Raw genomic sequence first — 24,463 nt, 5'->3', positions numbered from 1 at the left:
GTGACCCCGTCATCGAAGGCGCCGTCCAGCCCGTCGGGCCCGTCTCAGGGTGCGCTGCCGTCCACGCCGCCGCCCCGCAGCACCGCGCCGCCGAGCGGGCTCCCCCTCCGGCCCCCGCCCAACGGGTCACCACCGCCCGGCTACACCACCCCGCACCACCCCACACCACCCCACACCACCCCACCGGAGTCCTGTACCCATGCACACCAACCCCCCAGCTCCCGCAGCCCCCGCCGCCCCCATAACCCCCCGCCCCGCCACGCCCGACGACGTCCCCGAGCTCATCCGGCTGCGGGCCGTCGCGCTCGCTGCGCTCGGCGTCGAGCCCGGGGGTGACGATGCCGCCTGGCGGGACGTGGCTCCGGGGTGGTTCCTCGAGCGGATCGAAGACCGCTCCGACGTGCACTGCCTCGTTGTCGGCGGGGAACCGGGAGAGCGGCTGGTCGCCACCGGGATGGCCTGGGTGACGTACCACCTGCCCCGCCCCCAGTACACGGACGGACGGCGCGGCTATCTCGACGGCATCGTCACCGACGACGCCTTCCGCGGGCAGGGCCACGCCCGGCGGATCGTCGACGGGCTCGTCGCATGGCTGAACGACAACGGGATCCACTACATCCAGCTGCACGCCAGCTCCGCCGGCGAGCCCGTGTACAAGGCGGCGGGCTTCGTCCCCAGCCACTTCACCAGCATGGACCTGTTCACGACCCCGACCGGCTGATCAACATCGGCTGACCGACATCGACCCGCTACCCCCGCACCTCCAACCGCCCCACCCTCCCCTTCTCCCCCGCCGCCCAGCAGCCCCCGTCGCCCGCACAGTCGACCGTGTCGAACGACCCGGGCTCCAGCCCCCGCCAGCTGCGCCCCCCGTCGGTGGTGACGTCGGTCCCGGTGGGTCCCACCGCGAGGGCCACGGCGAAGGCGCCGGTGTGCGGGAGCCAGGCCGCCCCCGAGCGGTAGGCCGGCGGCGGGGTGGCGGCCGGGGTCCAGCTGCGGCCGGCGTCGGCCGAGACGGCGGCGGCCTGCGGGGACGGCTGGCCGGTGCGGTAGTCGCCGCCGACCGCGAGGCCCGTCGTACGGTCGCGGAAGGCGAGGGCGAAGACGCCCCGGGCGGGGTCGCCCGCCGGGATGCCGGACTCGGTGGCCTGCCAGGTGCGGCCGCGGTCCGCCGAGTGCAGGATCCGGGCGACCGGGCCGCCGCCGGTGGCCAGCCACGCGTCGCGCGGCCCGGAGCTCACCAGGCACTGGCCGCTCGCCGCGAAGCCCGCCTCGCCGGGCAGCGCCTCGGGCGTGCCCGCGCTCGGCAGCACCTGCCAGCTGCGGCCGCCGTCGTCCGTCGACAGGATGCGGAAGCGGCCGTCCACCGGGTCGCTCACCGCCAGTCCGTGGCGGGAGTCGAAGAAGGTCAGGCAGTCGTAGAAGGCGCGCGGGTCGGGGTTGCGGTAGGCCTCGGTCCAGGTCCTGCCGCCGTCCTCGGTGCGCAGCACCCGCGAGGCCTCGCCCTCCCCGATGGAGAGGGCGACCGCGCGCCGCGCGTCGAATGCCTCGATGTCGCGCAGTTCGAGGCCCTCCGCGGCAGCGCCCGGCGGAGAGACGTCCTGCCAGCTGCGCCCGCCGTCCAGGGTGCGCAGCACCGTGCCCTTGGTGCCGGCCACCCAGGCCGTGGTGCGGCTGACCGCGGCGAGCCCGCGGAAGCGGGCGTCCTTGCCGGTCGCCTTGAGGGCCCAGCCCACGCCCGCACCCGCGCCCCCGCTTCCCGCGCCCGAGCCCCCGCTGCCCGTGCCCGAGCCGCCGAGCGCGGATTCCCATAACGCCAACGCCCGCACGGTTTCCGGCCCTGCACCGCCGTCGTCCGCCTGCGCCGGGGCCGCCGGAAGGACCAGCGCGAGGGCTGCCGCGAGCATGCCAACTCCCAGAAGTCTCATGGCGCCGGAAGCTAATGCACCCCGGATTCGCCGTCCAGGGTGCGTCCCGGCGGCCGCGTTCCTACCGTGGCCCCATGCCGCCTACAGAGCCCAAGGCCTACCGGGGCCAGCAGATCACCGTCACGTACGACACGAGCCGCTGCCTGCACGCCGCCGAGTGCGTACGCGGCCTGCCCGACGTGTTCGATTCGGGGCAGCGCCCCTGGGTGCAGCCGGACGGTGCCGATCCGGAGCAGGTCGCGGAAGTGGTCCGGCGCTGCCCCTCGGGCGCCCTCCAGTACCGCCTGGCCGCCGGGCCGGCCGAGCCGCCGGACCGTCCGACCACGGTCGTGCGGTCCCCCGCCGGCCGGCTCGTGGTGCGCGGCGAGCTGCGGGTGACGACCGCGGACGGGACGGTCCGCAGCGAGACCAGGGCCGTGCTTTGCGCCTGTGGAGTGAGCCAGAATCAGCCGTTCTGCGACCGCTCGGGACACTGCGGCGCGGACTGAAGGGCCTTCGGCCACCCCTCCCCATCGGTTACTCTGTGCGATCAAACGGACGCGTTCCAGCCAATCGGTGACGCAACTCACGTCATCGGCCGTGCACGGATTTGCCGATTGCGGCGTCTATCCGGTTGCCGGGCTCCACCCCAAGCCCGGCTGCAGATCCGCCGCAAGGGAGCGAGCCTTGAACACTGTTATCGAGCAGGCCGTACAGGCACGTCTGGTAGCCACCGCGCCGAAGGTGGAGACCGTACCCGTCACTCTCTGCTACGACCGCGCGGACCCGTTCGCCGTGCGCATGGCCTTCCCCGCTCCCGCCACCCTGGAAGGCATCGAGGTTTCGTGGACCTTCGCCCGCGAGCTGCTGGAGTCGGGGCTCGACCGCCCGACCGGCCACGGTGACGTGCGGGTGCGGCCGTACGACGCCGACCGGACCACGATCGAGTTCCACGCGCCGGAGGGGGTGGCGATCGTGCTGATGGCGACGGCCGAGCTGCACCGGTTCCTGGAGCGGGCCGCCGGCATCGTCCCGCCGGGCCTGGAACACCTCTACCTGGACATGGACCACGGCCTGGCCGCGCTGATGCGCGATCCGCACTGACGGCATTAATCGGTTGCGGGCGGCTGCGGCCGCCCGTAGCTTCATCGGCGACCCATCCCCGCCGAAACGGAGTAGGACATTGCTCTTCTGAGGTCCGAGACGCCGACCGACGCAGACCGCGCGCACACTCCCGCCCGGCGCTGAACACTGCAGTGCGCACACCGCGCCCACCGCGTACACCGCGCCGCCGCGCACACGGCGCCCGCCGCGCCCGCACGTCGCCCCTCGGCTGTCTCCCCCGGTTGCACGCACACTCACGCAACGTGGAGGCCTCCATGAGTAACGTTTCCTCTTTCATCACCTGCTCCGCCCTCTCCTTCGACTGGCCCGACGGCACCCCCGTCTTCGACGGGTTCCACCTGGCCGTGGGCCCCGGACGCACGGGCCTGATCGGACTCAACGGCAGCGGGAAGTCCACCCTCCTCAAGCTCATCACCGGCGAACTGCAGCCCTCCGATGGGCAGTTGTCCGTGGCGGGCACCCTGGGGTACCTGCCGCAGAACGTCACCCTCGACACCGCCCTGCGGGTGGACGAGGCGCTCGGCATCCGCGCGACCCGCGCCGCCCTGCACGCCATCGAGGCGGGTGAGGCGAGCGAGGAGAACTTCGCCGCCGTCGGCGACGACTGGGACGTCGAGGAGCGGGCCCTGGCCACCCTCGAGCAGGTCGGCCTCGGGCGGATCGGGCGGGTCGGCCTGGACCGCACCGTCGGTGAACTCTCCGGCGGCGAGGGCGTCCTGCTGCGGCTGGCCGCGCTGCTGCTGGCCCGGCCCGACGTCCTGCTGCTGGACGAGCCGACCAACAACCTGGACCTGCAGGCCCGGCGCCGCCTGTACGCGGCGGTCGAGTCCTGGTCGGGGGTGATGCTGCTGGTCAGCCACGACCGGGAGCTGCTGGAGCGGGTCGACCAGATCGCCGACCTGCACGACGGCGAAGTCCGCTGGTACGGCGGGAACTTCACCGCCTACGAGGAGCAGCTCGCCGCCGAGCAGGAGGCGGCCGAGCGGCTCGTCCGTGTCGCGGAGGCCGACGTACAGCGCCAGAAGCGGGAGTTGGCGGACGCCCACGTCAAGCTCGCGCGGCGCAAGCGGTACGGCCAGAAGATGTACGACTCCAAGCGCGAGCCGAAGATCGTCATGAACTCCCGCAAGCGGGCGGCGCAGGAGTCCGCCGGCAAGCACCGCATCATGCACACCGAGAAGCTGGCCCAGGCGAAGGAGCGCCTGGACCAGGCGGTGGAGGCGGTGCGCGACGACGACGAGATCCGGATCGAGCTGCCGGCGACCCAGGTCCCGCCGGGCCGCCGGGTGCTGACCCTCAGCGGCGTACGCACCGCCCACGGGGCCGGGGTGCCGGGCGAGTGGGAAGTGCGCGGGCCGGAGCGGATCGCCCTGGTCGGCGGGAACGGGTCGGGCAAGACGACCCTGCTGCGCACGATCGCCGGGCTGCTCGCGCCGGAGTCCGGCGAGGTGGCCCGGCACGTGCCGGCGCGGTTCCTGCCCCAGCGGCTCGACGTGCTCGACGAGGAGCTGTCGGTGGTGGAGAACGTGGCCCGCTTCGCCCCGCACGCCTCGAACAACCTGATCCGGGCGCGCCTGGCGCACTTCCTGTTCCGGGGCGCCCGTGCCGACCGGCCGGCCGGCACGCTCTCGGGCGGGGAGCGGTTCCGGGCGGCGCTGGCGGCGCTGCTGCTGGCGGAGCCAGCTCCGCAGCTGCTGATGCTGGACGAGCCGACGAACAACCTGGACCTGGCGAGCGTGCGGCAGTTGTCGGGTGCGCTGGACGCGTACGAGGGCGCGCTGCTGGTGGCCAGCCACGACGTGCCGTTCCTGGAGTCGATCGGGATCACGCGCTGGCTGCTGCTCGACGGGGAGGTCCGCCCGACCACGGCTGAGGAGGTCCGCGAGACCCTGTGGCTCGCGTGACCTGCCCGGAGGCCGCCCCTACCGGGGCGGCGGGGGGAGTAACGCCCAGGCCTTGGTGCCGCCCGCCGGGGTGAGGACGGGGGTGAGTCCCCAGTCCCCACCGCAGGCCTCGACGGCGGCGGCCAGCAGCCACATCCTGCGGCAGCGCCGCGCCCGGCACTCCTCGCTCGCCTCGGGCGAGGAGTGCGCGGGGTGCTGGTCGTAGACCACGACGCGCAGGGCGCCGAACTGCCAGCGGATGCCGAGCATGACCTCTTTGCCCGGGGTGAACCGGTCCGCGCAGGTGACGAGTTCCGAGGCGGCCAGCTCGGCGGTGTCGCCGAGGTCGGCGAGGCCGTGCCGGGTGAGCAGCGGCCGCAGGGCCGCGCGGGCGAGGCCCGCGCCGCAGGATCCGCCGGGCAGCGCCATGGAGTAGTTCAGTTTCTGCGCTTCGTACGGCACCCGCCGAGTCTCGTGGTCCGGCCGCAGGCCACGGAGAGTCCCCGTCATCGTGCTGCTCCAGTTCTGGGTGCGCATGGGTGGGAGGCGGCGCGTGGGGGAGGCCGGCCGTCTGCGGTTCGCCGCGTGTGAGACGTGCGCTACCGACCGTAGCGCAGGTGACCGGGCGGTGGTGCCGCTTGTGCGACGACATGATGATTTCTCATGCCATTCCAGGATCCGCCTCCGCCGTTCCGCGACGTCAAGGCGGCGGCGCGGCGACCACCTGCCTGCGTGAGATTCCCCCTGGCACCTGCCCCCGACACGGCTGCAATCTGCGCAGATAACCGGACGTAACCAGGCATATGAACGGCTGGGGCTTGGCGGGCCCTCACAGTCCGCTTAACCTACGGGGTCGTAGGCTACGGCACCGTAAGTAATTCGCTTTGTCCCCCCCAGGAGCACCTGTGACGATCACCTCTCCCCACCTCGGCAGCTCTCGGGCGTGGACCGACGCCAAGCTGCTGTACGCGCTGGAAGAGGTGGTCGAGAAGGAGCTCAACCGCCACCTGAAGGTCACCAAGGACTGGATGCCCCACGAGTACGTCCCGTGGAGCGACGGCCGGAACTTCCCGGCGTTCTTCGAGGACGGCGAGGCCTGGGACCCCCAGCAGTCCAAGGTCACCGAGATCGGCAAGATCGCGCTGGTGGTGAACCTCCTGACCGAGGACAACCTGCCCAGCTACCACCACGAGATCGCCACGCTGTTCGGCCGCAACGGCGCCTGGGGCACCTGGGTGCACCGCTGGACCGCCGAGGAGGGCCGCCACGGCATCGTGATGCGCGACTACCTGCTGGCCTCGCGCGCCGTGGACCCGGACAAGCTCGAGGCGTTCCGCATGCAGCACATGTCGGAGGGCTTCGAGTCCGACAACCGCCACTCGATGCTGCACTCGGTGGCGTACGTCGCCTTCCAGGAGCTGGCGACCCGCATCTCGCACCGCAACACCGGCCACCAGTCCGGCGACCCGGTCTGCGACCGCATGCTCGCCCGCATCGCGCAGGACGAGAACCTGCACATGATCTTCTACCGCAACCTGCTGGGCGCGGCCTTCGAGATCGCCCCCGACCTGACGATGCAGGCCGTGCGCGATGTCGTCGTGAACTTCCGGATGCCGGGGCACGGCATGCCCGGCTTCGAGCGGATGGCCGCGCAGATGGCCATCGGCGGGGTCTACAACCTGCGCATCCACCACGACGACGTGCTGAGCCCCGTGATCCGCTTCCTGAAGATCATGAGCATCGACGGCCTCGGCCCGGAGGGCCAGCAGGCGCAGGACGAGCTGGGCCTGTTCATGGACGGGCTGGACACCGAGGCGCGCAAGTTCGACGAGCGCCTGGCCGCCCGCGCGGCCCGCATGGCGGCCCGCAAGGGCTGAGCGCGGACGGGCCGACCACGCCAGGCCTCACGCGCAAGGGCCGGCGACGCCGGCCCTGCCCTGGCCCTGACCCGGTGCGCCCGCGGGGCTCAGCCGCGCGGGCGCAGGGCGAGGCGCTCGGCCTCGGACAGCCCTCCCCACACGCCGAACCGCTCGTCGTTGGCGAGGGCGTACTCCAGGCAGCCGACCCGCCCTTCGCAGGCACCGCACAGCCGCTTCGCGTCCCGCAGGGAGGAGCCCGGCTCCGGGAAGAAGAAGCCGGGGCCCGTCTGGGCGCAGAGGGCGAGCTCGTACCAGGCGGTGCCCGCCGCGGCAGCGGCGGGGGCGGTGGCGGTGGCGGCAGGGACGGCGGTGGCGGCGGTGTTCATCGACATGCCGGAGATCCTGGCCGCCGGTGATGGACGTCTTCTCAACGACCGATCAACACGCGTTCACGGCCCCGGGGCGGGTGCGCTGGCGATGACGGCGAACCGCGCCCCGTAGGGGTCGGCCAGCTTCGCGAAGCGGCCGACGCCCTCCATGAAGACCGGGCTCAGCCGGACCTTGCCGCCGGCCTCCTCGGCGCTCGCCGCCGTCACGTCGCAGTCGGCGACCTCGAAATAGGGCGTCCAGTACGGGCGTTCGGCATCCTCGACGGGGTCCGCCGCGATCGGGACCAGGCCGCCGAAGGCCTCCTCGTCCGCCGCGCCGGCCGGCTTGACCATCGTGTAGGAGCCGCCCTCGAACGGCATCTCGTTTATCTCCCAGCCGAAGACGGAGCGGTAGAAGTCGGCCGCCGCCCCCACATCGCCCGTGTACAGCTCGGTCCAGCACATCGAGCCGATCTCCGTCACCGCGTCCAGGCCCTTGTTCCGCCGGGGCTGCCAGGTCGCGAACGCCACGCCCGCCGGGTCGGCGAAGACCGCCATCCGGCCGAGGTCCATGACGTCCATCGGCTCGAACAGCACGGTGCCGCCCGCCTTGGCCACGGCCGCCGCGGTGGCGTCCGCATCGGAGCTGCGGAAGTACACCGTCCAGGCCGACGGCCCCTGCTCGGCCGGGACGGCCATGCCGCCGGCGACCGTCTTCTCCCCCAGGTGGAACACCCCGTACCCGCCGACCTCCTCGCCGCCCGGCCGGTAGTCCCAGCCGAACAGTCCGCTGTAGAAGGCTGCGGCGCCGTCCGGGTCCGGAGTGGCGAGGTCCACCCAGTTCGGGGAGCCGTCCTTGTAGTCCGTCGTGAGCATGGCCCGTACTCCTTCCGTCCTCCTTCCGAGCATGGCATCCGCCACTGACAGCGGCCGCTCCACAAGGTGGACGACCGTGCGTTCGGTAAGATGGGGCCATGGCTGACGGACGCGTGGAGCGCGGCAACCAGACCCGGCGGACCGTGCTCGCGCGGACGATGGACCTCGCCTCGACCGAAGGCCTCGAAGGGCTCTCCCTCGGCCGGATCGCCACCGATCTCGGGCTGAGCAAGAGCGGCGTGTTCGCGCTCTTCGGCTCCAAGGAGGAGCTCCAGATCGCCACCGTCCGCGCCGCCGCGGCCGTGTTCTCCCGGCAGGTGGTGGCCGCCGTGCACGAGGAGCCGCCCGGCCTGGCCAAGGTGTGGCGGCTGTGCGAGCGGTGGATGGACTACTCCGCGAGCCGCGTGTTCCCCGGCGGATGCTTCTTCTACTCGGCCGCTGCCGAGTTCGACTCGCGCCCCGGCCCCGTGCGCGACGAGATCGCCCGGGCCCGCGCCGACTGGGCGCACTACCTTGAGCAGCAGCTGCGCGAGGCCTCCCTGGCCGGAGCGTTCCGGGAGGACGCCGGGCCGGTGGACGCGCCGCAGCTGGCGTTCGAGGTCATCGCCATGATCGAGCTCGCCAACTCGGAATCGCTGCTGCACGACGACCCGACGCCCTACGAGCGGGCCGGCCGGGGCATCCTCGGCCGGCTGCGCGCGGTGGCGGCCGCTCCGGGCGAGCTGCCGGAGCGGCCGCCGGCCATCAGCGTCCCGGCCTGACCCCGCCCCCTGCGTTCGCGGCGGTCCCAGCCGTCCCGCCGGTCCCGCCGGTCCCGGCAGGCCGGTCGGTGCCGCCGCGGGGCGCGGGAGAGGCGGCGGCCTTCGGGGTGCGCACCCGCATCGAGCAGCCGGCGACCGCCGCGGCCAGCGAGGCGAGCGCCGCCATCAGGAAGACGTCGCGCCAGTTGTCCCCCTTGCCGGTCAGCACGGCGGCGGTCCCCGCTATGCCGAGTGCGCCGCCCAGCTGCCGGGCCGTCATCAGCAGACCGGTGCCGGCCGCGAACCGCTCGGGCGGCAGCGCGGCGGAGGCCGCCGTGGACAGCGCGGTCAGCACCAGGCCGATGCCGAGGCCCCCCAACAGGCCGGCCGGCAGGAAGACCTGGGCGTAGGCGGTCGAACCGTCGAGCCACCCCCACAGCAGCCCGGCCCCGGCGGCGAAGAGCAGCGAGCCCGCGGCCACCGCCGCCCATTGCAGGCGGGCGGGGACCCGGCGGCCGACGGCCAGCGCGCCCGCCGTGGCCAGGACGGCGCCGGGCGTGATCCCGAAGCCGGCCTCCAGGGCCGAGTAGTTCCAGCGGGCGATCAGGTACGAGGGCCCGATCAGCAGCCACGCGTACATGGCGGCGCCGAACAGCAGCGCCCCGAGGTTGGCCCGGGCGAAGACCGGGTCGCGCCACAGGTCCCGGTCGACGGCCGGGGCGGGGTGGCGGCGCGAGCGGTGCAGGGCGAGGGCCGCGAGCAGGGCGCCGCCGCAGCCGAGCGCGAGCACGGCGGGGTCGGTCCAGCCCCAGTCGCGCCCCTGGGAGAGCCCCGCCACGACACCGCCGATGCCGAGGGTGAGCGCGGCGGTGCCGACGGGGTCGGGCAGGCGGCGCGCCGCGGGCGTCCGGCGCGGCACGGACCGGGCGGCGGCCCACCACACGGCCAGGCCGAGCGGCACGTTGATCAGGAAGATGGCCCGCCAGTCCCACGCCTCGACGAGCAGGCCGCCGAGGCTGGGCCCGACGGCGGCGGCGAGCCCGCCCGCCGCGCCCCAGGCGCCGAGGGCGGCGGCCCTCCGCGCGGGCGGGGTGTGCGCCAGGACGAGGCCGAGCGCGGCCGGGATCATGCCGGCGGCGGCCGCACCCTGGAGGGCGCGGGCCAGGATCAGCCAGTCGGAGGAGGGCGCCAGGCTCGCCGCGAGCGAGGTGGCGCTGAAGGCGAGGACGGAGCCGAGGAAGAGGACGTGCCGGCCGAGGGTGTCGGCGAGCCGGCCGGCGGCGGCGAGCAGCGCGGCGAACACGACGGTGTAGGCGCTGACCACCCAGGTCAGCCGGGCCAGGGACACCTCGGGGAAGGCCCGCCGCAGGTCGGGGAAGGCAACGTTGACGACGGTGGCGTCGAGGAAGGCGAGGAAGGTGACGGCGCAGGCGAGCAGCAGGATCCGCCTGCCGGTGGCCGCGTCCTGAACGTCCTGGGCCTCCCGCGCGGCCTGCGCGGCCTGCGCGGCCTCGGACCGGGCGGCGCTCACCGGACCACCGCCGACAGCCCGGCGGGCGCGGGTTCGGCGGCGGGTTCGCCGAGGAAGGCGACGGCCGCGGCGATGACGCCGGGGTCGGCGAGGATGCGCCGGTGGCCCAGTCCGGCGGTCTCGATCAGCCGGGCCCTGTCCCCGTAGGCGGCGGCGATGCGGCGGGACTGCTCGGGATCGGCGACGTCGTCGTCCGCGTCGTGGACGAGGAGGATCCGCGCCGGGATCTCCTCGGGCCGCAGGCAGGCGTCGAAGCGGTCCCGGATCCCGGGCTCGCCGGCGAAGAGCCGGTGCTCGACGTGGTGGCGCAGGGCGCGTTCGACGGCGGGCCGCAGCCGCATGCTGCGGCGGAACTGCGCGAGCAGGTACGCGAAGTCGGTGACGCCGCCGATGGCCGCGATCCGCTCTGCCGGTATGCCCTCGCGCAGCGCGAAGAACGTGGAGAGCACGCCGAAGGAGTGGGCGACGACGCCGGAGAAGCCGCCGCACTCGGCGTGCAGCAGGCGGATGGCGGCGCGCTGCCGGCGCAGGTGGGTGGCCCGGCCGCCGGACGCGCCGTGCCCGGGTGCGTCGAACGCGACGACGCTGTGGCCCTCGGCCAGCAGCGCCTCGACGAAGCCGGCCAGGCGCGAGGTGCGCGAGGACCAGCCGTGGACCAGCAGGACGGGTCTGCCGCCCCCGCCCCAGCGGTACGTGGTCACCGGTATGCCCTCGACGGTCAGCCGGCCGGTGGTGGCCCGGGCCATCACGTCGGCCTCCTCGGGCCGGACCGCGGGCCGGCCGAGGGGCCGCACGAACAGCGCGAAGGCCGCCCGCCCGACGAGGCCCGGGGCGAGCCGGGCGGTGGTGTTGAGGGTCGTGCTCAGGAGTGAAGCCAAGGGATGCTTGATGCATGCCCGGTTCTCCGGATCTCCTCGGATGGCAGCCGGACGGCGCCGGCTCCGAACGCGGAGATGCTAGCACGACCGTTCGTGTTGTTTCTGGCAGAAGGCCTGGACCTGGCCGCTGGAGCCGCCGGGCGGCCGCAGGCCGGGCTTTCGGCGCTCAGGCCTCGCCGTCGCCCTGCTTGGCTCGGCTCGGTTGGACGCGCTTCGGCTCGCCCGGCATCTTCGGGTAGTCCGGCGGGTACGGCATGTCGCCGAGGCCGTGTTCGCGCTCCTGCCGTTCGGCGAGTTCGAGGGCGGCCTCCAGGCCGAAGGCGTGCTCGTCCATGTCCGCGTGCAGGTCGCCGAGCTCGGCGTAGCGCGCGGGCATGGTGGTGATGTCGAAGTCGCTGGGCTCGGCCGAGTCGAGCTCGTCCCAGCGCAGGGGCGCGGAGACCGGGGCCTGCGGCCTCGGGCGCACCGAGTAGGCGGAGGCGATCGTGCGGTCGCGGGCGGTCTGGTTGTAGTCGACGAAGATCCGCTCGCCGCGCTCCTCCTTCCACCACTTGGTGGTGACCCTGCCGGGCATCCGGGTCTCCAGTTCGCGTCCGATCGCGATCGCGCACCGCCGGACCTCGGTGAAGGTCCAGCGCGGCTCGATCGGCACGAAGACGTGCAGGCCGCGCCCGCCCGAGGTCTTCGGCCAGCCGCGCAGGCCCAGCTCCTCGAGCACGTCGCGCAGCTCGTGGGCGGCGACGACCGCATGGCGGTAGTCGGTGCCGGGCTGCGGGTCGAGGTCGATGCGCAGCTCGTCGGGCCGGTCGGTGTCCGTGCGGCGCACGGGCCACGGGTGGAAGGTGAGGCAGCCGAGGTTGGCGGCCCACAGCACGGCGGCCGGCTCGGTCGGGCAGATCTCGTCGGCGGTGCGCCCGCTGGGGAAGGCGATGTGGGCGGTGGGAATCCAGTCGGGCAGGGATTTCGGGGCGCGCTTCTGGAAGAAGGACTCGCCCTCCACCCCGTCGGGGTAGCGCTCCAGCGTCGTGGGCCGGTTGCGCAGGGCGCGCGTGATGCCGTCGGCAACCGCCAGGTAGTACTGCGCCACGTCCAGCTTGGTGAGGCCCCGCTGCGGGAAGTACACCTTGTCCGGGTTGGACAGCCGTACCGCCCGCCCGCCCGCGTCCAGCTCGATCGCATTCCCGGATGCACCCATGTGCGCCACGGTAGGCGGGCCCGGCCCGGTGCGCATACCGGGCGGGGCCGGACATAGCGCCGCAGAATCGATGGCATGGATCTGCCCGTGATGCCGCCCGTGAAGCCGATGCTCGCCAAGTCGGTGGCGAAGATCCCGCCGGGCATGCAGTACGAGGCCAAGTGGGACGGCTTCCGCGCCATCGTCCACCGCGACGGCGACGAGGTGGAGATCGGCAGCCGCACCGGCAAGACCCTGACCCGGTACTTCCCGGAGCTGGTGGCCGCCCTGAAGGAGAACCTGCCGGCCCGCTGCGTGGTCGACGGCGAGATCGTGATCGTCCACGGCGGGCGCCTGGACTTCGACCGGCTCACCGAGCGGATCCACCCCGCCGCCTCCCGGGTGAACCTCCTGGCGCAGACGACCCCGGCGAGTTTCGTCGCCTTCGACCTGCTCGCGCTCGGCGACGAGTCGCTCCTCCACGCCCGGCTCGCCGACCGCCGCACCGCCCTCACCCGTGCCCTGTCCACCGCTCGGCCCCCCGTCCACCTCGCGCCCGCGACCACCGACCCCGCGCGTGCGCAGGAGTGGTTCGACCAGTTCGAGGGCGCCGGGCTCGACGGGGTGATCGCCAAACCCCTCGATCTGCCCTACCGGCCCGATGCCCGCGTCATGTTCAAGATCAAGCACGAGCGTACGGCCGACGTCGTCGTCGCGGGTTTCCGTTTCCACAAGAGCGGTCCGATTGTCGGATCGCTCCTCCTCGGCCTGTACGACACCCGCGGCGCCCTCCAGCACGTCGGCGTCTGCGCCGCCTTCCCCATGCGGCGCCGCGCCGAACTCGTGGCGGAGCTCGAACCGCTGCGCATGGCCGACGCCTCCGGCCACCCCTGGGCCGCCTGGGCCGAGGAGGAGGCCCACGAGAGCGCCCGCCTGCCCGGAGCCCAGAGCCGCTGGACCGGCAAGAAGGACCTCTCCTGGGTGCCGCTGCGCCCCGAGCGCGTCTGCGAGGTCGCCTACGACCACATGGAGGGCGACCGCTTCCGCCACACCGCGCAGTTCCGCCGCTGGCGCCCCGACCGCGTCCCCGAGAGCTGTACGTACTCCCAGCTGGAGGAGGTCGTCGGCTACGACCTGGCCGAGGTGCTCGGGACGCCCCCCTGAAGCCCCTCAGCCCGCGGTCAGCTCCTCCCACCGCGCCCGGTCGGGCCCCGCCGCGTTCGGCACGTAGCCCGGCCGCGCCTCCAGCCACCGCGCCACCCGCTCCCGTACCGCCGGATCCGCATAGGCCCGCCCCGGCGGCTCGGCCAGGTGCCGCACCCGGGCCCGGGCCCGCATCACCACCGGGTCCTCCAGGGCGCAGTCGAACAGCGCGGCCACCTCGCGCGCGCTCCCGGTCCGCGCGACCCGCGTCGCGAACCGCTCCCCGATGGCCCCGTCGGCGACCACCTGGAAGTCGAACCACGGCTTCAGGGTGCGCACGGCCCACGCGTGGTGTTCGGCCGCGAACCGCACCGAGCCCGGATCGCGGCGGACCGTACGGGCCACCCGCAGCGCGGCCCACAGGGCGAGCGAGGTGCCCTGCCCCAGCGTCGGGTTGGTGTGGGTGATCGCATCGCCGACGGGCACCAGCCCGGCCACCACCGGCCCCCGCTCGTCGACCGGGGCGCTCCACCGGTTGTCGAGGCCGGCCGTCGCGAGGACCCCGGACAGCGGTTCGGCGCCCAGGTCCAGCCAGGCGGCGCCGGGCGGGAAGGCGCGGGCTGCGCTCTCGAAGACGCCGGGATCGCGCAGCGCCGAACGGGTGCTGTCGCGGGTGTGGACGAACAGGGTCACGGCGAACACCCGGTTGTCGGCCGGGAAGACGGCGCACCCGGCGAAGCTCCCGCCGGTCACCGTCCACGGCCGGCGCGGCCCCTCCTCCATCCCGTCGGGCAGCCGGTACCAGCGGCAGAAGTACGCCAGCCCGGTGCGGTGCCGTTCGACGACCGGCGGCCGGCAGCCCGCCGCGGCCAGCCACCGCTCGACGCCGCCGCGCCGGCCGGCCGCGTCCACGACGAGGTCACCGCGGTGGGCGCCGTGCCGCGTGGTGACCCCGGTGACGCGGACGGGATCCGACCCCTGGCGCGTCGTCAGCCCCGTCACCGGCTCCCCGTGGCGCAGGACCGCGCCCGGCTCCCCGCGCAGCGCCGTGGTCAGCGCGCTCTCCAGCACGATGCGGCGGGCCAGGAGCATGACGAGGCACTCGTCGCCCGGCTGTGCGGGCGGCCGTACGTCGAACCAGTCGAGCTCGTGGCGTTCGCGGGCGCCGAGGCGCAGCATCTCCGCGTACACGTCGGGCAGTTCGTCGCGCAGGAGGGTGCGGGCCGCGCCGAGGAGGGCGTGCGGCTGGGCCGCCTGCGGGACGCCGGGGCGCTGCCAGCCGAAGAAGTCGCGGTCGAGGGCCGTGCCCGGGGCGCGCGGGTCGCGCTCGAACAGCTCGACGGTGTGCCCGCGGCGCGCCGTCAGCAGCGCGGTCGCGAGCCCGCCCACTCCCCCGCCGATGACCAGCACATGTGCCATGGTGCGCCCCCCGATTCCGCGGAATTCCGGCTTTGCACCGACGCCCGTACCGCGCCGAGCCCGCCGCCGGACCGCTCAGAGCCTGCGCGGCCGGACCCCGGCCGAAACCCGTGCACCCGTCCGAGGCCTCACGCCCGGTCGCCCCCGGCGTCCCCGGCGCCGCCGCCCCGGGCGCGGTACGCCTCCAGGGCACGCCGCGCCTCCTCCTCGATGAGCCCGGCGCCGATCGCCATCGCGGCCCGGGCGCCCGCCGCGGCCGCCGCCGCCAGCTGGTCCGTCGGGCTGGTCACGTTCCCCGCCGCCCACACGCCCGGCAGCGCCGTCGCCCCGGTCGCCGGATCGGCCTCCAAGCAGGTTCCGAGTGCCACCCCGTCCCGTACGACGGCCGCCAGGGGCAGCCCCAGACTGGCCGCGACCCCGGCGCGCGCGGTGAACCGCGGCGCCACGACCAGCGCCCGGCACTCCACGGTCCCGCCGCCCGCCAGCCGCACCCCGCACAGCCCGCCGACCGCCTCGCCGTCCCCTTCGCCGCCCGCCAGCCCGGCCACCTCCTCCTCCACCACCGCCACGCCCAGCGCCGCGAGCAGCTCCCGGTCCGCCTCGCCCGGCCGCCAGGTGTGGGCGAGCAGCGTCACCCGGTCGCTCCAGTTCCGCCACAGCTGCGCCTGGTGCACGGCGAGCGGACCGGTGGCCAGCACGGCGAGCGGCTGGTCGCGGACCTCCCAGCCGTGGCAGTACGGGCAGTTCAGCACGGAGCGCCCCCAGCGCTCCCGCAGGCCCGGCAGCTCCGGCAGCTCGTCCACGACCCCGGTGGCCAGCAGCAGCCGGCGGGCCCGCACCGCCGAGCCGTCCGCGCACCGCACCACGAAGGCGCCGCCGGCCGTACGGTCGGCGGCGACGGCGGTCCCCGCGGCACCGGAGCGGATCCGGCCGCCGTACGCGGCGACCTCCGCCCGCCCGGTGGCGAGCAGCTCCGCCGGTGCGGCCCCGTCGCGGCCCAGGTAGCCGTGCAGGTGCGCGGCCGGGGCGTTGCGCGGGCTGCCGGAGTCGAGCAGCAGCACCGAGCGGCGGGCGCGGGCCAGGGTGAGCGCCCCGGCGAGCCCGGCGGCCCCGCCGCCCACGACCACCACGTCGAAGGCGCGCCCGGAGGGGCCGTTGCTCCCGCCGTCCACCCCCTCGTTCACGCCGCCGTCCACCCCGTCGTCCCTCCCGTCGTCCATCCCGTCGTCCATCCCATCGTCCATCCCGTCGTCCCTCCCAGTGGCTCACCGCATCGCTCGTCACATCGTTCACCGCATCGTCCGTCACATCGTCCTTCCCCTCGTCCGTACGGGCGAGGGGCGCCCGGCGGGCCGCCGGGCCCCGAACGGCGCGGACCAACCGGCACAATGGCCCCTGTCCGCGCCTCCCCGGCCGGCCGACCGCGACGAGGGAAGAGGAACTCCCGGATGACACCCCCCATGCCGCCCGCACCGTCCGAGCGCCCCGAGCGGGCCGTCCCCCAGGCCCACGCCGTCGTCGGCGTCGGGCTCGTCGTCACCGATGCCGAAGGGCGGGTGCTCCTCGGCCAGGCGCACGACGGCCGCTGGGAGCTGCCCGGCGGAAAGGTCGACCCGGGCGAGGGCTTCGAGCAGGCCGCGGCCCGGGAACTGGGTGAGGAAACGGATCTGCGGGTGGCCCCGGCGGACGTCCGGATCCTCGGCGTCCAGATCGACGCGGCCTCCGGGATGACCCGCCTGACGGCGGCCGCGGTGACCGCCTCCTACGAGGGCACGCCCAAGGTCACCGAACCGCACAAGATCCTCCACTGGCAGTGGTTCGCGCCGGCCGACATCCCGTCCGCCCTGTACGCGCCGTCCGCGGCGGTGCTGCGCACGTGGCGCCCCGAACTCACCCCGACCCTGCCGCCCGTGCCCTCGTACGACTACCTGACGGCGGACCAAGCCCCGGCCTCGGCGCCCCGCGACGACGCCTAGCCCGGCGCAGCGCGCCCCCCGTTCCCCGTCCGCAACCGCGCACGGACGAGCGGGACGCCCCGCCTACACCCCGGCCGGGGCCCGCGGTGCGAACGTGCCCTCGCCGAGGTCCTCGGCCAGCAGCCGTTTGGCGATGGCGTCGGCCGCCGCGCGCAGTTCGGCGCCGCCCGGGCGGCCCCGGTCCTTCTCCAGCTCGTCGCCCAGCCAGCGGGCCCAGGCCGCCGAGATGACCGCGGCCTCCCGCTTCCCCGCCGGGGTCAGCGACAGGAAGGTGCCCTCCCGCGTCAGGTAGCCCTCGTCGACCATCCGGTCGAAGACGGGCAGCAGCACCTCGGGGGGCACGTGGCGGCGTGAGGCGACGAGTCCGAGGCTGGCGTGGCCGACGGTGCGGGTCATCAGCTCGACCTGCATGACGGCCCACGCTCCGGCGATGTCCAGCCGGGTGTCCGAGTCGTGCACGAGCCGGCGGGCGGTTTCGGCCCCCATGTTGCGGACGAGTTTGCCGACGGCCAGCTCCAGCAGCTTGGCCGAGTCGCCGGAGGCGGTGACCGGGGAGCCGAACCCGTCGCCCATGTCCGTGGATCCCGCACGGGCGGTGTCCCGCAGGGGGACCTGCTTGAGGAAGAGCGCGACGGCGAAGCCGATGACGGCGACCGGCACCGTCCACAGGAACACGGTGTGCAGGGCGTCCGCGTAGGCGTCGATGATGTACGCGGCCTGGTCCGGCGGGAGCCCGCGGACCCCGTCGGGGCTCTGTGCGGCGGCCCCGAGCCGGGCGGGGTCGGCCCCGGTCGCGCGGGCCGCGTCCTGGACGGCCCGCTCGAGCCCCGGTCCGAGGCTGTTGGCGTAGAGGGTGCCGAAGACCGCGGTGCCGAACGCGCTGCCGAGCGTACGGAAGAAGGTGACGCCGGAGGTGGCGGTGCCGAGGTCGGCGTACTCGACGGTGTTCTGCACGGCGATCGTCAGCACCTGCATGCTCAGGCCGATGCCCATGCCGAGCACGAACATGAAGAGCGATTCCAGCCAGGGTCCGGTGCCCGGCTGCATCCGGGACAGCAGGTACAGGCCGAGGGCCATGACGAGGCTGCCGACGATGGGGAAGATCCGGTAGCGGCCGGTCCTGCCGGTGACGGTGCCGCTGACGATCGAGCAGAGCAGCAGGCCGATGACCAGCGGCAGCATGCGCACGCCGGACCAGGTGGCCGAGTCGCCGTCCACGTACTGCAGGTACGTCGGCAGGAACGTCATGGCGCCGAGCATGGCGAAGCCGACGATGAAGCTGAGCACCGAGCAGACCCGGAAGACGGGGTTGGCGAACAGCCGCATGGGCAGCATCGGCTCGGCCGCCCGCGTCTCGGCGAGGCAGAACAGGGCGAGGGCCGCGGCGCCGCCCGCGAACAGGGCGATGACGACCGGTGAGCTCCACGCGTACTCGTTGCCGCCCCAGCTGGTGGCCAGGATGACCGCGCCGGAGCCGACGGCGACGAGGGCGATGCCCAGGTAGTCGATGCGGGGCCGGCCCTCGGCCCGTACCGCCGGGATGGTGCGGGCTGCGGCCACCACCACGAGGATCGCGATGGGCACGTTGACGTAGAAGGCCCAGCGCCAGCTCAGCTGGTCGGTGAAGATCCCGCCGAGCAGGGGGCCGATGACGGTCGCGACGCCGAAGACGGCGCCGATCGCGCCCTGGTACTTGCCGCGTTCGCGCAAGGGCACGACGTCGGCGATCAGTGCCATGGCGGTGACCATCAGGCCGCCGGCGCCCGCGCCCTGCACCCCCCGCCAGACGATGAGCAGCGTCATGTTGCCGGCCAGTCCGCACAGGAACGAGCCGGTGATGAAGACGACCGCCGAGATCTGGAAGACGAGTTTGCGGCCGAAGAGGTCGCCGAACTTTCCCACCAGGGCCGTGGCGACGGTCTCGGCGAGCAGGTAGGACGTGACGACCCACGCCATGTGGTCGCCGCCGCCGAGGTCCGCCACGATCGTGGGCAGAGCGGTGCCCACGATCGTCTGGTCGAGCGCCGCGAGCAGCACGCCCAGCATGATCGTGCCGAAGACGACGTTGCGCCGCCGCCGGTCGAGCAGGGGCGGCGGCGCGGCGGCCGCGGGAGCAGTGGTCACACCACGCACTCTCACAGGGCCGCCGCCGCGGCGCATGCGGCGCTGGGCCGTCCGGACGAGGCCGAAAGGTGATCAGCGCAGGTGGGCGAGGCCGGGGTGCTCCGCTGCGTACGCGGCGAGCAGGCGGCGGGCCACCGCGACGGAGTCGACCAGCGGGTGGAGCGCGAAGGCCTTCACGGCGTCGGCGCGCGAGCCGCTCGCCGCGGCGGCGAGGACCTCGCGTTCGACCGCCTTGACGGAGGTCACCAGGCCGGCCGCGTGCAGGGGCAGCGGGTCGACGGCCACGGGGTGGGCGCCGTTGGCGTCGACCAGGCAGGGCACCTCGATGACCGCTTCGGCGTCGAGCACGGACAGGGTGGAGCGGTTGCGGACGTTGAGGATGAGCGTGGTCCGCTCGTCGCGGGCGATGGCCCGCATCAGGGCGAGGGCGACCTTCTCGTAGCCGCCGGAGTCCAGATCGCTGTCGTCCCGCTCGCCGGCGCCGGCCGCCTCGCGGTTCTCGGCCATGTACGTGGCCTCGCGCTCGGCCCGGGTCCGGTCCCAGGCGGCCAGGGCGGCGCCGGCGGGCAGGCCGGGGCGGCCGGCCTCGGCGTAGAAGCCGCGCTGCTGGTCGCGCAGGAAGGCGCCGCGGGTCTGCCCGGCCTGCGTGTATGCCCGTACGGTGTCGCGGTTGAAGTAGTAGTAGTGCAGGTACTCGTTCGGGATCGCGCCGAGCGAGCGCAGCCAGTCGGCGCCGAAGAGCCGCCCCTCCTCGAAGGACTCCAGCGCCGCGGTGTCGGCCAGGAGCTGCGGGAGCCGGTCGCGGCCGCCGACGTGCAGGCCGCGCAGCCAGCCCAGGTGGTTGAGGCCGACGTAGTCGATCCACGCGTCCTGCGGGCGGGCGCCCAGCAGCCGGGCCACGCGGCGGCCGAGGCCGACCGGGGAGTCGCAGATGCCGATCACGCGGTCGCCGAGCACCTCCGCCATGGCCTCGGTGACCAGGCCGGCCGGGTTGGTGAAGTTGATGACCCACGCCTCGGGGGCCACCCGGGCCACGGCGCGGGCGATCTCCCGCGCCACGGGCACGGTCCTCAGGCCGTACGCGATCCCGCCCGCGCCCACCGTCTCCTGACCCAGCACGCCCTCGGCCAGGGCGACGCGCTCGTCGGCGGCGCGCCCTTCGAGGCCGCCGACGCGGATCGCGGAGAAGACGAAGTCGGCGCCGCGCAGGGCCTCGTCGAGATCGGTGGTGACGGCCACGGCGGGGGCGGGCACGGCAGGGGCCGACACGGCGCCGGCGGGCCCGCCCGGTCCGGCTGCGGGCGGCCGGTCGGCGGCGCGGGCGGCCGCCGCCTGGTCTGCGAGGACCCGGCCCATGGCCGTGAGCCGGGCGCGGTCCTCGTCGTACAGGGTCACCTGGGACACCCGGCCCTCGGCCCGGTCGCCGAGCAGCGCTCCGTACACGAGCGGTACCCGGAACCCGCCCCCGCCGAGGATGGTCAGCCGCACGCTCCTACCGCCCTTCGTCCGTGCCGTGACCGGCGCCCCGGTCGGTGCCACGATCGGTGCCACGATCGGCGACACGATCGGCGGTGCCCGGCCTCCGGCACACGAGTGAGGGCTCCAGTGTCCCCTGCCGGGCCGCGGCGGGGCGGCCCCGAGCGCTCAGTCCTCCAGCGTCGGCACGGCGCGCAGCCGGGGCCCCTGGCGGCGCGGGGTGCCCGCGGCGCCCACGGGTCCCGCCGCGGCGCCCTGCGGCAGCGAGAGGACCATGGTGATCCGGGTGAGCCCCATGGCGTCGAGCATGCGGCTCGATTCGGCCACCAGGCGGCAGCGGACGAGCCCCGTCGCCGGGTCCCAGTGGCGCACCGCGCGCACGGCTCCGTCGCGCTCGGCGGCCTCGGCCCCGTGCGTGGCGAGCCAGTGCGGCACGCCGTAGCGGTAGGCCGCTTCCATGAAGGGGTCGCGGGCCACCTCCTGGCGGATGCTGGTCAGCGCCTCGTCGTCCGGGGCGGCCTCCAGGGCGGCCGCGAACTGCGCCAGCAGCGGAACGCACCAGGCCGGCTCGTGGTCGTCCAGCACGGCCGCCGCGTCCGGGTGGAACAGCACGAAGCGCAGGAAGTTGTCGTCGGGGAGGGCCGTGGGGTGCGGGCGCACCGACTGGAAGAGCTTGTCGAAGGCGGAGTTGGTGAGCGCGACGTCCCAGCGGTGGTCCACCAGGAAGCTGGGGTAGGGCACGGCCTCCATGAGGGCGGCGTAGTCGCACAGGTAGTCGCGCTGGGCCGGGTCCTCGGGCAGCCGGTTCTCCTCGGCCGCCCGCCACGTCGGCGGGGGGTCCCGGTCGACCATGACGCGGAAGAGCCAGAAGCACTGGCGCTCGCTCATCTCCAGGGCCTCGGCCAGGGCGAGCAGCTTGCGGTCGGTCCATTCCTTGACCAGACCGCGTTCCCAGTTCCCGTACGCGCGCACGCTGATGCGCAGGCGCGCGGCGAGGTCCTCCTGGCTCAGGCCCAGCTCCTCGCGGCGCTGGCGCAAAATCTCCTTGCGCCGCTCCGACCGCACTGCGCCGCGCGCGGACTCCTCGCCCGCCAGGCGCTCCTCACCGGCTCGGGCGAGGCCATCGGACGGGCCCACCGCTGCGAGATGTAGCACCGAGAGCTCCCCCTCCTCACGGTCTGGATCTTCAATTTCCTCTGGCGATCCTGCTACCGACTTCATTCGAGTGTCAACTATCGTGGCAATTCCAGCCTCTTGACAGCTCATTCCCGCCACAGCTGTGGCAACTTCTGGCCCTGCGGCGGGAGAACGGCTAGATTCCAAAAGCCGACCACGTGCCCGTACCGACTCGCCGCGATCTAGGAGAACCACTGGTGACAGACGGCTTCCCGGCTCCCGTCGCGGTGGCCAACCCGTCCCTGGCAGCCACCGTCACGCGCGTCGCAGAACTCGCCGGCAAAATGGGCCGCGACCTGAACAAGGTCTTCGACCTGCGCCGCCTCTCCGAGGCCTCCGGAGTGCCCGCCGACGTGGTCAAGAGCCTGCTGGACGGACGGCCGGCCGGCGAACCCTGCCTGCAGGCCCGCTTCCTTCAGCGCCTCGACCTGCTCCGGCGCACCAGGCTGAAACCCAACGGCCGCCGCTACACCCAGCAGGAGATCGCCGACGGCGCGGGCATGTCCCGCCAGCAGGCCGGCGCCCTGATCAACGGCGACCGCCGGCCCACCATGGAGCACTGCGACGCGATCCAGCGCTTCTTCGGCGTCCACGCGGGCTTCCTCACCGCCCACGACTCCGACGCCCTCACCGACGCACTCCTGCGCACCGAACAGCAGCTCCTCCAGGACTACGCGATCCGCTCGCGCGAAACCGTACCCGCCCCGGCGGCTTCGATCGGCGACCCGCTGGCAAGACTCCTCCAGAACCACGGCGTACGCGGCATCGCCTGGCGCGCCGCGCAACTGCCCAGTGACAAGCACCGCGACAAGGTGACCGAATGGCTGGACATGCTCCTCGAAAGCGTCAAACCGAACGAGTCCTGACCCAGTCGAGAGTCTGGGTCTGATCCTTGAGTCCTGATCCGGATCCGCGCCGACGGGGAGAACGGTGAGCATAGGCAGAGAGCAGCGCCGGTTGTGCGGCGAACTGGTGGCCGGCCTCCGGCTGCCCGCGCCCGTGGAACCCGTGGACCTCTACGCCGCCCTCTGCGAGGGCATGAGCAAGCACCGCGGCCGCCGGGTGGACTTCCGGATGGCCTCCTTCCCGCCCGGGACGGCCAGCGGCCTGTGGCTCGACATGGCGGACCGCGATCTCGTGGTCATCGAGGAGCGCACCGCACCGGACCACCAACTCGTCATCCTGGGCCACGAACTGTGGCACATGAAGGCCGGGCACTGCAGCCACCACGTCGACGGAGCCGCCGTCGCCGCCCGGCTGCTGTCCGACGAGGCCGACCTCGGCGAAACCGTCCGCCGCGTCGCCGCGCGCACGCGCGCCGACGTCCAGGAGGAGACCGAGGCCGAAACCTTCGGCCTGCTGCTCGGCAGCCGCTGCCGCACCTGGCTCGCGGGCTCCGCGAGCCACCGCGCACCCGCACAGCGCGACCAGCTGGCAGGCCGCATCGAGGCCTCGCTCGGATACCGGGGGCACAGGAACGACCGTTGAACGGCCAGGACTACTACATACCGGCAGCCGCGCTGGCCGTCGCCCTCGCCTTCAAGCTGCCGGCCCTGCGCAACAACTGGCGCGACCCGCTGCTGCGCTCCGTCTGCGCGCTGTTGATCCTGGCCGGATCGGTGTTCACCTTCGCCGCGCCCCCCACCATCGCGGCGGTCAACCACTGGACCGGCATCAGCAACTTCTCCGCCCCCCTCGTCTACTGCCTCATCACCCTGTTCAGCGCCGCCTGCCTGGTGCTCATCGTCAACTGGCGCGGCGGCCCGCCCGAGCAGACCCGGCGCATCTCGCGCCGCTGGATCGTGGGGTACTGCGCCGTCGCGACCGTCGTGCTCGTCCTCTTCGTCCTCGGCGAGGCCCCGACCGAGCGGCTGCGCGACTTCGACACCTACTACGCCGGCACGCCGTACATCCAGGAGATGATCGGCCTCTACCTGACGGCCCACCTGGTCGCCGCCGTGGTGATGGTGGCGATGTGCTGGCGCTGGTCCCTCCAGGTGCGCGGCTGGCTGCGGACCGGCCTGGTGATCATCGTCGTCGGGTACGTCTTCAACCTCAGCTACGACGCCACCAAGATCTCCGCGGTGGTCGCGCGCTGGCTGGGCCACGACCTCGACGGCCTGAGCACGTACGTGGCGCCGCCGCTCGCCTCGGTCGGGGCGCTGATCAGCGCCATCGGCTTCGTCCTGCCCCTGGTGTGCCAGCGGCTCTCCGACAACTGGCAGACGTGGAGCACGTACCGCCGCCTGGGCCCCCTGTGGGTCGAGGTGCAGCCGTGCACCCCGAGCGGGACGCCGTGCCTGAGGATGCCGTGGTGGTCCTCGCCGGAGCTGCGGATGATCCAGCGGGAGTCCGACATCCACGACGCGTTCCTGCACCTGGGCCCGTACTTCGACGAACGGGACAGGGACCGCGCGTACGAGCTGGCCCTCGCGAGCGGCTCGGACGAGGGCACGGCGCGCGCGGTGGCCGAGGCGGTCATGGTCACGACCGCGGTCCGCGCGCGCACCGCAGACCCCGACGGCGCGGTCATCGTCTCGAGCGAGGAGGCCCCGGCGGACACCCCGGAACCGCCCCGAGACCTCCTCCGCATCTCCCACGCGCTGCGCACGTCCCCCCTGGTGGCAGCCCTCCGGGGGACGGCGACCTTGTCGGGGCGGGGGTAGGCCGGGGCGGCTGCTGCTCGCCTCCCGACTGCCGAACACCACCAGCGGCCACCGCTCTGCGGGGCGGGGGCTGGGGCGGGGACGGCTGCGCACCGCGAAACGGGCCCGATGGGGGGCGCGGGGGCATGGATGACGGGGTCAT

23 protein-coding genes are annotated in these 24,463 nt (G+C 74.0%); 11 read left to right on the top strand and 12 right to left on the bottom strand.

Translation table 11 applies throughout. The features are described from left to right. The first annotated feature begins 199 nt into the window (after window positions 1–199). A complete protein-coding gene (locus AB0953_RS34430) occupies window positions 200–721 on the top strand; it encodes a GNAT family N-acetyltransferase (RefSeq protein WP_366863542.1) in 522 nt (173 codons plus the stop codon). A 28-nt stretch (window positions 722–749) separates the two neighbouring features. On the opposite strand, the gene AB0953_RS34425 is transcribed toward AB0953_RS34430, so the two are convergent. Beyond that, window positions 750–1,907, bottom strand: a complete 1,158-nt coding sequence (locus tag AB0953_RS34425) for an oxidoreductase (RefSeq protein WP_366863541.1) — start codon at window positions 1,905–1,907, stop codon at window positions 750–752. A 95-nt stretch (window positions 1,908–2,002) separates the two neighbouring features. On the opposite strand from AB0953_RS34425, the gene AB0953_RS34420 reads away from it, so the two are divergent. From AB0953_RS34420 to AB0953_RS34410, 3 genes are all read left to right on the top strand, one after another. Further along, window positions 2,003–2,416, top strand: a complete 414-nt coding sequence (locus AB0953_RS34420) for a (4Fe-4S)-binding protein (RefSeq protein WP_366863540.1) — start codon at window positions 2,003–2,005, stop codon at window positions 2,414–2,416. Between the two features lie 178 nt (window positions 2,417–2,594). Next, window positions 2,595–3,011, top strand: a complete 417-nt coding sequence (locus AB0953_RS34415) for an SsgA family sporulation/cell division regulator (RefSeq protein WP_366863539.1) — start codon at window positions 2,595–2,597, stop codon at window positions 3,009–3,011. 275 nt (window positions 3,012–3,286) lie between these two features. After that, window positions 3,287–4,936 carry an ABC-F family ATP-binding cassette domain-containing protein gene (locus AB0953_RS34410; RefSeq protein ID WP_366863538.1) on the top strand — a complete coding sequence of 550 codons (1,650 nt, stop codon included), beginning with the start codon at window positions 3,287–3,289 and terminating at the stop codon, window positions 4,934–4,936. A gap of 18 nt (window positions 4,937–4,954) precedes the next feature. Here the strand turns inward: AB0953_RS34410 and AB0953_RS34405 are convergent, their stop codons facing one another. Beyond that, on the bottom strand, window positions 4,955–5,377 hold the full coding sequence (locus tag AB0953_RS34405) for an ATP-binding protein (RefSeq protein WP_366863537.1): 423 nt from the start codon (window positions 5,375–5,377) through the stop codon (window positions 4,955–4,957). A 443-nt stretch (window positions 5,378–5,820) separates the two neighbouring features. Between AB0953_RS34405 and AB0953_RS34400 the strand changes: the two genes are divergently transcribed. Beyond that, window positions 5,821–6,792: an acyl-ACP desaturase gene (locus AB0953_RS34400; protein ID WP_366863536.1), complete on the top strand. Its 972-nt coding sequence runs from the start codon at window positions 5,821–5,823 to the stop codon at window positions 6,790–6,792. A gap of 89 nt (window positions 6,793–6,881) precedes the next feature. On the opposite strand, the gene AB0953_RS34395 is transcribed toward AB0953_RS34400, so the two are convergent. After that, window positions 6,882–7,166: a WhiB family transcriptional regulator gene (locus tag AB0953_RS34395; protein WP_366863535.1), complete on the bottom strand. Its 285-nt coding sequence runs from the start codon at window positions 7,164–7,166 to the stop codon at window positions 6,882–6,884. 57 nt (window positions 7,167–7,223) lie between these two features. Beyond that, window positions 7,224–8,018: a VOC family protein gene (locus AB0953_RS34390; RefSeq protein WP_366863534.1), complete on the bottom strand. Its 795-nt coding sequence runs from the start codon at window positions 8,016–8,018 to the stop codon at window positions 7,224–7,226. Between the two features lie 98 nt (window positions 8,019–8,116). On the opposite strand from AB0953_RS34390, the gene AB0953_RS34385 reads away from it, so the two are divergent. Further along, complete coding sequence (locus tag AB0953_RS34385; protein ID WP_366863533.1) at window positions 8,117–8,779, top strand: TetR/AcrR family transcriptional regulator; 663 nt, start codon at window positions 8,117–8,119, stop codon at window positions 8,777–8,779. Here AB0953_RS34385 and AB0953_RS34380 read toward each other — a convergent pair. From AB0953_RS34380 to ligD, 3 genes are all read right to left on the bottom strand, one after another. Beyond that, entirely contained in the window at window positions 8,763–10,289 is a 1,527-nt protein-coding gene (locus AB0953_RS34380; RefSeq protein ID WP_366863532.1) for a DHA2 family efflux MFS transporter permease subunit, read from the bottom strand. The two genes, AB0953_RS34385 and AB0953_RS34380, sit on opposite strands and share 17 nt — an antisense overlap. Then, window positions 10,286–11,167, bottom strand: a complete 882-nt coding sequence (locus AB0953_RS34375) for an alpha/beta fold hydrolase (protein WP_366863531.1) — start codon at window positions 11,165–11,167, stop codon at window positions 10,286–10,288. The genes AB0953_RS34380 and AB0953_RS34375 overlap by 4 nt, the downstream gene beginning before the upstream one ends. 166 nt (window positions 11,168–11,333) lie before the next feature. Then, window positions 11,334–12,362: a non-homologous end-joining DNA ligase gene (gene ligD / locus AB0953_RS34370; protein ID WP_366863530.1), complete on the bottom strand. Its 1,029-nt coding sequence runs from the start codon at window positions 12,360–12,362 to the stop codon at window positions 11,334–11,336. 75 nt (window positions 12,363–12,437) lie between these two features. Between ligD and AB0953_RS34365 the strand changes: the two genes are divergently transcribed. Beyond that, a complete protein-coding gene (locus tag AB0953_RS34365; protein ID WP_366863529.1) occupies window positions 12,438–13,505 on the top strand; it encodes an ATP-dependent DNA ligase in 1,068 nt (355 codons plus the stop codon). A 6-nt stretch (window positions 13,506–13,511) separates the two neighbouring features. Here AB0953_RS34365 and AB0953_RS34360 read toward each other — a convergent pair whose 3' ends face one another. Then, window positions 13,512–14,903 carry an FAD-dependent oxidoreductase gene (locus tag AB0953_RS34360; protein ID WP_366863528.1) on the bottom strand — a complete coding sequence of 464 codons (1,392 nt, stop codon included), beginning with the start codon at window positions 14,901–14,903 and terminating at the stop codon, window positions 13,512–13,514. A gap of 128 nt (window positions 14,904–15,031) precedes the next feature. Continuing rightward, window positions 15,032–16,147 (bottom strand): NAD(P)/FAD-dependent oxidoreductase, encoded by a 1,116-nt coding sequence (locus AB0953_RS34355; protein ID WP_366863527.1) that lies wholly within the window; start codon window positions 16,145–16,147, stop codon window positions 15,032–15,034. 204 nt (window positions 16,148–16,351) lie between these two features. Between AB0953_RS34355 and AB0953_RS34350 the strand changes: the two genes are divergently transcribed. Next, window positions 16,352–16,879 (top strand): NUDIX domain-containing protein, encoded by a 528-nt coding sequence (locus AB0953_RS34350; RefSeq protein WP_366863526.1) that lies wholly within the window; start codon window positions 16,352–16,354, stop codon window positions 16,877–16,879. Between the two features lie 63 nt (window positions 16,880–16,942). Here AB0953_RS34350 and AB0953_RS34345 read toward each other — a convergent pair whose 3' ends face one another. From AB0953_RS34345 to AB0953_RS34335, 3 genes are all read right to left on the bottom strand, one after another. Further along, window positions 16,943–19,039: an MDR family MFS transporter gene (locus AB0953_RS34345; protein ID WP_366863525.1), complete on the bottom strand. Its 2,097-nt coding sequence runs from the start codon at window positions 19,037–19,039 to the stop codon at window positions 16,943–16,945. Between the two features lie 36 nt (window positions 19,040–19,075). Next, window positions 19,076–20,491 carry a 6-phospho-beta-glucosidase gene (locus AB0953_RS34340; protein WP_366863524.1) on the bottom strand — a complete coding sequence of 472 codons (1,416 nt, stop codon included), beginning with the start codon at window positions 20,489–20,491 and terminating at the stop codon, window positions 19,076–19,078. Between the two features lie 156 nt (window positions 20,492–20,647). Further along, on the bottom strand, window positions 20,648–21,634 hold the full coding sequence (locus AB0953_RS34335) for a helix-turn-helix domain-containing protein (RefSeq protein ID WP_366863523.1): 987 nt from the start codon (window positions 21,632–21,634) through the stop codon (window positions 20,648–20,650). Between the two features lie 218 nt (window positions 21,635–21,852). Between AB0953_RS34335 and AB0953_RS34330 the strand changes: the two genes are divergently transcribed. The 3 genes from AB0953_RS34330 (at window position 21,853) to AB0953_RS34320 (ending at window position 24,321) form a co-directional block, all read left to right on the top strand. Continuing rightward, entirely contained in the window at window positions 21,853–22,521 is a 669-nt protein-coding gene (locus AB0953_RS34330) for a helix-turn-helix domain-containing protein (RefSeq protein WP_361910416.1), read from the top strand. A gap of 64 nt (window positions 22,522–22,585) precedes the next feature. Then, window positions 22,586–23,143: a toxin-antitoxin system, toxin component gene (locus AB0953_RS34325; RefSeq protein WP_366863521.1), complete on the top strand. Its 558-nt coding sequence runs from the start codon at window positions 22,586–22,588 to the stop codon at window positions 23,141–23,143. Next, window positions 23,140–24,321, top strand: coding sequence for an MAB_1171c family putative transporter (locus AB0953_RS34320; protein ID WP_366863520.1), 1,182 nt, complete (start codon window positions 23,140–23,142; stop codon window positions 24,319–24,321). The genes AB0953_RS34325 and AB0953_RS34320 overlap by 4 nt, the downstream gene beginning before the upstream one ends. Window positions 24,322–24,463 lie beyond the last annotated feature (142 nt).

The sequence above is a fragment of the Streptomyces sp. NPDC046866 genome, assembly GCF_040704625.1.
Classification (GTDB): Bacteria; Actinomycetota; Actinomycetes; order Streptomycetales; family Streptomycetaceae; genus Streptomyces.
The sequence above is the reverse complement of the archived record's forward strand: the minus strand, read 5'-3'. Positions and strand labels throughout refer to the sequence as shown.

Bases quoted from the DNA above. Each gene is read 5' to 3' on its own strand.
- AB0953_RS34430 (WP_366863542.1), top strand. From the start codon at position 200: ATGCACACCAACCCCCCAGCTCCCGCAGCCCCCGCCGCCCCCATAACC.
- AB0953_RS34425 (WP_366863541.1), bottom strand. From the start codon at position 1,907: ATGCTCGCGGCAGCCCTCGCGCTGGTCCTTCCGGCGGCCCCGGCGCAG.
- AB0953_RS34420 (WP_366863540.1), top strand. From the start codon at position 2,003: ATGCCGCCTACAGAGCCCAAGGCCTACCGGGGCCAGCAGATCACCGTC.
- AB0953_RS34410 (WP_366863538.1), top strand. From the start codon at position 3,287: ATGAGTAACGTTTCCTCTTTCATCACCTGCTCCGCCCTCTCCTTCGAC.
- AB0953_RS34395 (WP_366863535.1), bottom strand. From the start codon at position 7,166: ATGTCGATGAACACCGCCGCCACCGCCGTCCCTGCCGCCACCGCCACC.
- AB0953_RS34390 (WP_366863534.1), bottom strand. From the start codon at position 8,018: ATGCTCACGACGGACTACAAGGACGGCTCCCCGAACTGGGTGGACCTC.
- AB0953_RS34385 (WP_366863533.1), top strand. From the start codon at position 8,117: ATGGCTGACGGACGCGTGGAGCGCGGCAACCAGACCCGGCGGACCGTG.
- ligD (WP_366863530.1), bottom strand. From the start codon at position 12,362: ATGGGTGCATCCGGGAATGCGATCGAGCTGGACGCGGGCGGGCGGGCG.
- AB0953_RS34365 (WP_366863529.1), top strand. From the start codon at position 12,438: ATGGATCTGCCCGTGATGCCGCCCGTGAAGCCGATGCTCGCCAAGTCG.
- AB0953_RS34360 (WP_366863528.1), bottom strand. From the start codon at position 14,903: ATGGCACATGTGCTGGTCATCGGCGGGGGAGTGGGCGGGCTCGCGACC.
- AB0953_RS34355 (WP_366863527.1), bottom strand. From the start codon at position 16,147: ATGGACGATGGGATGGACGACGGGATGGACGACGGGAGGGACGACGGG.
- AB0953_RS34350 (WP_366863526.1), top strand. From the start codon at position 16,352: ATGACACCCCCCATGCCGCCCGCACCGTCCGAGCGCCCCGAGCGGGCC.
- AB0953_RS34345 (WP_366863525.1), bottom strand. From the start codon at position 19,039: ATGCGCCGCGGCGGCGGCCCTGTGAGAGTGCGTGGTGTGACCACTGCT.